Source organism: Asaia sp. VD9 (assembly GCF_037150015.1).
Lineage (GTDB): Bacteria > Pseudomonadota > Alphaproteobacteria > Acetobacterales > Acetobacteraceae > Asaia.
Genome location: NZ_JBBCQM010000029.1, coordinates 1 through 5,474, shown reverse-complemented (window position 1 = coordinate 5,474; position 5,474 = coordinate 1). Strand labels below are relative to the sequence as shown.

Annotated in this window: 9 protein-coding genes; 2 read left to right on the top strand and 7 right to left on the bottom strand. The window is 59.6% G+C overall.

The genetic code is table 11. The features are described from left to right. Positions 1–426: 426 nt before the first annotated feature. Complete coding sequence (locus WFJ47_RS16275) at positions 427–1,083, bottom strand: hypothetical protein (RefSeq protein ID WP_336764400.1); 657 nt, start codon at positions 1,081–1,083, stop codon at positions 427–429. A 92-nt stretch (positions 1,084–1,175) separates the two neighbouring features. Then, a complete protein-coding gene (locus WFJ47_RS16270; protein WP_336764398.1) occupies positions 1,176–1,715 on the bottom strand; it encodes a hypothetical protein in 540 nt (179 codons plus the stop codon). A 144-nt stretch (positions 1,716–1,859) separates the two neighbouring features. Here WFJ47_RS16270 and WFJ47_RS16265 point away from each other — a divergent pair, with 144 nt between their 5' ends. Further along, positions 1,860–2,108 (top strand): WGR domain-containing protein, encoded by a 249-nt coding sequence (locus tag WFJ47_RS16265; protein WP_306310236.1) that lies wholly within the window; start codon positions 1,860–1,862, stop codon positions 2,106–2,108. Here the strand turns inward: WFJ47_RS16265 and WFJ47_RS16260 are convergent, their stop codons facing one another. Beyond that, complete coding sequence (locus WFJ47_RS16260) at positions 2,109–2,972, bottom strand: DNA/RNA non-specific endonuclease (protein ID WP_336764395.1); 864 nt, start codon at positions 2,970–2,972, stop codon at positions 2,109–2,111. Between the two features lie 62 nt (positions 2,973–3,034). On the opposite strand from WFJ47_RS16260, the gene WFJ47_RS16255 reads away from it, so the two are divergent. Further along, entirely contained in the window at positions 3,035–3,514 is a 480-nt protein-coding gene (locus WFJ47_RS16255; RefSeq protein WP_336764394.1) for a hypothetical protein, read from the top strand. Between the two features lie 227 nt (positions 3,515–3,741). Here WFJ47_RS16255 and WFJ47_RS16250 read toward each other — a convergent pair whose 3' ends face one another. The 4 genes from WFJ47_RS16250 to WFJ47_RS16235 form a co-directional block, all read right to left on the bottom strand. Beyond that, on the bottom strand, positions 3,742–3,924 hold the full coding sequence (locus tag WFJ47_RS16250; protein WP_336764392.1) for a hypothetical protein: 183 nt from the start codon (positions 3,922–3,924) through the stop codon (positions 3,742–3,744). A gap of 7 nt (positions 3,925–3,931) precedes the next feature. Further along, positions 3,932–4,105, bottom strand: coding sequence for a hypothetical protein (locus WFJ47_RS16245; protein ID WP_336764390.1), 174 nt, complete (start codon positions 4,103–4,105; stop codon positions 3,932–3,934). A gap of 293 nt (positions 4,106–4,398) precedes the next feature. Further along, complete coding sequence (locus WFJ47_RS16240) at positions 4,399–4,989, bottom strand: hypothetical protein (protein ID WP_336764388.1); 591 nt, start codon at positions 4,987–4,989, stop codon at positions 4,399–4,401. 5 nt (positions 4,990–4,994) lie between these two features. After that, positions 4,995–5,285, bottom strand: a complete 291-nt coding sequence (locus WFJ47_RS16235) for a hypothetical protein (protein WP_336764386.1) — start codon at positions 5,283–5,285, stop codon at positions 4,995–4,997. Positions 5,286–5,474: the final 189 nt, after the last annotated feature.

Sequence of the window (5,474 nt, the reverse complement as noted above, 5' to 3'; positions counted from 1 at the left end):
ACATCCAGGCCGACATATTTCAGATCATCATTGTGGGTAGCACACATGCTGTCCTCCATCATTTCCGTGACTGGGGTCATCATACACGTATGGCATCCCCTCTCGTCGCGATTACGCCATGTCCCGACACTTTCAGGACCGCTGTGGACGGAGATGGGGTCAAGATGGGTTCTCAGGGGACCCGTCTGCACGAAGCGACCAACGGGAGCGGAGGAAGATGGGGTGGAAGCCGTCTTGAAGCTATCGAGGCCTATGGCATGGCGTATTGTGATTGGTTCGGCTCAAGCATCGCCCTGATGAATGCGTCAACGGGATACGCCGAATGGCCATAGGGGCTTGGGGCGGAGCCCGTGTCACGTGGCCCCGAAGGGGAGACGCCCGTGTTCTTCAACGGGCATCGTAAGAAAAAGCGAAGCACGATATGGATCAGATACCTGACCAGGCACGCGCATAATTATAGATATTCTGCCTGTCCCCGGCTTTGAGACGAGCCCCGCTCAGATGGGTCACAGCAAGAGCCGGCATTCCCCACAACGTAGCCTCCTGGGCGATCGGATTATGACGTGACGGATCTATTGAAGAGACATGACCCTTGTCGATGATGTGCCCTGGTATTCTCTTGAGGGTATCGAGCCCGATGACAAGAATGCGCCTGGGCGCATAAGCTTCGACCAATTTCTGGATTGTTCTGAGAGAGTGCGCTTGCAGCTCACGACGGACAGAAAGTGGGATTGTTGTCCATTCGTTGACAGTGGCAGCGCGGAAGAAATTGATATTGCCGCCCATCATGTCGGTCATACGATCGGCTGGCCAAATGCTCCGCAAAGCTCTGGCTAACGGCCACACCTCTTTCGCATAGGCCAGATCGGAAGGAGGAGTTATTGGGCGCTTCTTCTCCTCGGACATGGTCTTATCCTTCTCGGTACATCCCGGCTGGTACCCAAGAATGAAGAGCGAGGGTGTCACGACCTCTGGTCCATACAGGATCTCGTAGCCGTAATCCTTCCCGCCCATCTGTGGCGCCAGTCTGTCGTAGAGCTCGCATGTCTCCGCGTAGGCAGTGCGATACTTAGTGTCGATCATGTTCAGCGCCCTCACTGGGAACAGGTTGGTTTCTGTGACCCGGATCCATAGTGCCGTGATCGCTGTTCAGTGAGAAGTAAAGGCGTGGCACATTATGCGCGGATCACGTCCTGACCCGCATACTCCAGCTCGAGGTCATACCAGCGCTTGAACCATTCCGGGCTGGGATGGATCACGAGGAGAGCGTCGAGGGCCTGTTTCGCCTGTTCCTTGGTTGCGAAAGGACCGGCGAGCATGTCGCCGCTGATATTATCAGCGACATGGAAGACGCCTGACCCATCAGGAGCAGATTCCAGATAGGGCTCGACAGGAGGAGGAGGTGCCGACGGATCGGCGATATCGGCGAAGTCGCCTGGAAAAACGGAGGCAATGGGCGCTTCCAGCAGCGCAAGCACCGCATTGACACGCGCATTGGTGGAATCACCACGATCCGCCCAGAGATCCCAGTCGATGCGCAGGAGGATCTCATTACCCAACCGTTCGCGCAGATCGCCCATCGTGTCGTCATGAGCAATGGACACGCCCACAAGCTCGGGCGCGTTCGGTGCGGTGAAGAGTTCGATCGGCAGGGCGCTTTGATAGCCGGAGCATAGGAATTTGAGCCTGACGGCTGTGAGGCAGGAAGAATGCATGCGTTTTCTCCTGTCGCGGTCGTGCTGCTGCGCAGTCGTCACGCGAGGTCGTGATGGAAATAGGTGAGGGTTTTGTGGCAGCATCGCGAGATGGCTATTTCCCGACGCAGATCGCGCAAAGCTGACAGCGAGGTGGGACAGCAGATGTCCCTCTTCCCGGTCGAGGCGCTATTGCGCCGTATCAGACCGGACAGGAATGAGTGGCGATATTATCGTCTGAGCATCCACCGCGATCTGTTCGGCGGCGCGACATTGCTGCGGCAATGGGGCCGTATCGGCACGGCAGGTAGCACGCGCGTCGATCTCTATCAGGATGAGGGAGAGGCCGCGAACGCGCTGACGCGCATGATCCGGTATCGAAAGAAGCGCGGATATGCGCTTATCGGCAACTGATCAGAAGCGCCGGGAGAAGCCGCGCAGGATTGGATCGATAAGGGCGCGTCGCTCTGCACCGGTTGAACGTGAGCGCGGGGTGTAAGGGCTGATTTCCGGCTGAGGAAGCTCGGGATCAGCATTATGAATCTGCAGGGACAAGCTCGGGAACGGGTCAATACCGATCCGTTGTTCGAGCGCCGCGAAACCCAGCGTCTCGCAGACAGGCGCATCGTCATTGCGGCACAGCCACGCGCCGCCTTGTTCGTGAACGGGATCGTAGACCGCCTTCCAGATCGCAACGGGAACCGGAATGCGGTCCCAGCCGATCGTCGGCCCATTTGTCTGAAGCACGGGACCAGTCACGACGTAGAGCTCGCCGACCCTGTGCGCCCAGTCGGCCACTGCCATCTCGATCCCGGTCCAGACCCCTTCGTTCAGGGCCGGTGTTTCGGGCACGACATTGGCGAGAGAGAAGGTCTCCTCCTGGGAGAGCTGATCAGGCGCGTCGCCGCTCGGGGTGAGATGGCCGCGATCGAGGCCAGAGCCACGGTAATCCGCAAGCTCTGCACGTTGGCCATAAGGCAGTCCTGCTTCCGGATGGAAGAATTTCGTGACGCGTCCAAGGCTTTCCGCACTGTCGAGCGCCTCGTCTGTGAGGTGCTCGGCCGACCAGAGAGGAATACGCGCGTCCAGTGACTGCATCGCGATATAGACCTGGCGACAGACGATCGCTGTATTTCGCCGGACTGACAGCGCAAGAAATGCCGGCGGCGTGTGGCCGACAGAAAGGTCATCGCAAGGATGGGTCTGGGCGTGAGCCGTGGTCAGGGACATGGCCAAGGTCGCGAAGACTGCGCAAGCACGGAAAAAATCGCGCAACATACTGATATCCCTTTACTTTGTTCCCGGAGCCGCGCTTATCTTTCCTCATGCGAGGAGAACCCATGATTCAGGCGTGTGCAAGGCTTCTTCGGTTTCCGACCGAACGCTGTGCTGCGCCCACCTTTGATCACCTGCTGGCGCAGCTCCCCGCAGATACCAGCATGGCCGATGAATGCCTGCATTATGGACTGCCGGCACCCGATCTGAACGCCTTGCGTGAGCAGGGCAACGCGATCGGTATGAAGATGCGTCGCCAGATCGTCTTGCCCGCCGCTGCAGGCGAAGCAGCGAGCAAACGCGAAATCTGGTTTGCTCCCGCTCGCGTCACCATGCAGCGAAACATCACGCGTGTGCATGATATGACGTGGCGTGCTGAGCAGACCGGAGATCCGCAGGATCACCGGGCCGCGTTCAGCGCCCGCTATCGTGCCTGGCAGACATGCAAACGATTGATCGCGGCCTGGGAGACGCTTTGCCTGGATGAAGAGGATGTGCGTCCGAGCGCATCAATCCTCACCTTCCAGAAGAAGGCGTCGGGCTGAACGCTGGGCGTAAGTGGCTTCACGGCGCCAGCTGGCGCTACGTGATGCGAGAAGAACGTCCTCTTCAGAGGCGTCCCTGAGGAAGGCAGCTTCCGCCAGGGTTCGACGGGGATTTCCGAAATACGCGCAAAGCGCTGCGGCTTTCATGTCGGCGGAGGGGGCATAACCTTTGGCAGCATGGAGAGCGGTCCGCATGGCGAGATCCTTTCACCGTATGGCACGGCGTTTCAGAGTGAAGTCTTATTCCCGATTGCGGCGGCGACAGCCGCCTGGGCGCGCAAGCGCCACTGGGCGAACCACTCGACGAGGTCGGCGCCCTCTACGGGATGATCCTCTTCGAAGGCCTCGGCTTCGTAGCCGAGTGCCTCCTCGATGACCGAAATCAGGGAGTGGGGGTGTGCGTCCGGCATTGTCGGATCAGCGCCGCGCGAGAAGCGTGGTGTGGTGAACAGGCCTGGTATCATCCCCGGCCAAGAGGCTCGGGCCGCATGTGCAGGTCAGGACCAGCATCACGAAAGCCGTGACATAGAGGAACATGGCGGCGAGTTCGCGCGTGTTGGCGATCAGGGCCTGATTGTTTTCTTTCGTCATGACGGGTTCCTTTTCGGGATGGATCGGAACACCTGGCGAGCCACATCTCATGGACCGCCGGGGTGGTCAGGACGGAGCTGACTGTCTGTCTTTTCTCCCCTTGACCCGATCCGCAGCTCATGGCGCGTGCAGCCCGGAAAGGGCGATGCGCCGGCACGGCGCGTCGGGAGCTTGCGACAACCCCTTGTAGGGCTGTGCGCACCATGAGAGCGGTCCCTCTCCTCTTTTCTCGTTTTCTTCGGCCCCTTCTCAGCGGTCCACTGGCCTCTCGGGGCGGACGGCATTGGGGAGGATCAATCGGGGCTCACGCCACTGATCGTGACGGTTTGCCCAAGCGATACCGACGCGAGAGCGGTGCGGATGGGGAGCATGGCGGGCGTCTCGGGTGTGGCCTCGCCATCAAGCTTTTGCATGACGTAGTCATGCGCCTGAGCGGCAGCCTCACGATCGACATCGAACACCTGATGGCTCGATTGCTCAATCTGGTACGCCCAATTCGTGAGGCTGAGCGAGGCGATCTCTGTGCCCGTCGCCAAGTCGAGCACGATCGCACCACCGCAATACGCATCAAGGCATGGCTTGCTGCAATCACCAGCCCAGATAAGGCTCCAGCGGACCGGCAAAGTAAGCTTCTTCTCGCAGCAGGCGTACACGAAGGTCAGCACGTCCTCGACCGATCCGCTTTCATCATGATGAATCCACAGATGCTGCAATTCGTTATCGGGAGGCTCGTTCGCCTCGGCTTCAAAGCCGAGGAAGTCTGATTCAAAAGGCCCGCCCTCGCCCTCTGCACGCATCGTTTCGAGCAAGGTGAGAGCCTGACTGACAGCGTCTGCGTTCTGTAGCGGCAGCAGCGTGGAGAATTTGGTGTAGTAGTTTGGCATTGTGGTCAGTCCTCGTCGAAGAGTGGAAGGGTTTCATCGAACGGGCCATCCGCATCGAGCAGGACGTAATCGCAGTCCAGCTCGCGCGCCCGAGCAAGGATTGCGACGAGCGCTGGGATCTCGCTCCAATGCGCAGGATCCGGATCGGTCGATACGTAGATCAGCCATCCCCTTTCCCCCGTCATCGAGCTGCTTGATGCGTAGGGCGGTTGTTCGGTCAGCAATCCAGTCAGCTGCTCGCGGTCGCGCGGCGAGAGATGCCCCGTGCTCAGATCGAGGAACTTACGAACGCTCATGCGTCATGCTCCTTCAGCCAGACGCGCAAGCGTCGGGCTGCGGCATGGCTTTCGGGGTGGCGTGTGTCCTCTGTGGATGGCTCCCGTGTTGCAAGAGAAAAATGACACACTGACGTTGATCAGGAGCAGTCTTCTGTCCGGCCTGTTTGCGCAGTCGGTTTTGGACTGCTGGCCCTGATGGGTTCCGCG

Bases quoted from the DNA above. Each gene is read 5' to 3' on its own strand.
- WFJ47_RS16255 (WP_336764394.1), top strand. From the start codon at position 3,035: ATGATTCAGGCGTGTGCAAGGCTTCTTCGGTTTCCGACCGAACGCTGT.
- WFJ47_RS16275 (WP_336764400.1), bottom strand. From the start codon at position 1,083: ATGATCGACACTAAGTATCGCACTGCCTACGCGGAGACATGCGAGCTC.
- WFJ47_RS16235 (WP_336764386.1), bottom strand. From the start codon at position 5,285: ATGAGCGTTCGTAAGTTCCTCGATCTGAGCACGGGGCATCTCTCGCCG.
- WFJ47_RS16265 (WP_306310236.1), top strand. From the start codon at position 1,860: ATGTCCCTCTTCCCGGTCGAGGCGCTATTGCGCCGTATCAGACCGGAC.
- WFJ47_RS16270 (WP_336764398.1), bottom strand. From the start codon at position 1,715: ATGCATTCTTCCTGCCTCACAGCCGTCAGGCTCAAATTCCTATGCTCC.
- WFJ47_RS16250 (WP_336764392.1), bottom strand. From the start codon at position 3,924: ATGCCGGACGCACACCCCCACTCCCTGATTTCGGTCATCGAGGAGGCA.
- WFJ47_RS16245 (WP_336764390.1), bottom strand. From the start codon at position 4,105: ATGACGAAAGAAAACAATCAGGCCCTGATCGCCAACACGCGCGAACTC.
- WFJ47_RS16240 (WP_336764388.1), bottom strand. From the start codon at position 4,989: ATGCCAAACTACTACACCAAATTCTCCACGCTGCTGCCGCTACAGAAC.
- WFJ47_RS16260 (WP_336764395.1), bottom strand. From the start codon at position 2,972: ATGTTGCGCGATTTTTTCCGTGCTTGCGCAGTCTTCGCGACCTTGGCC.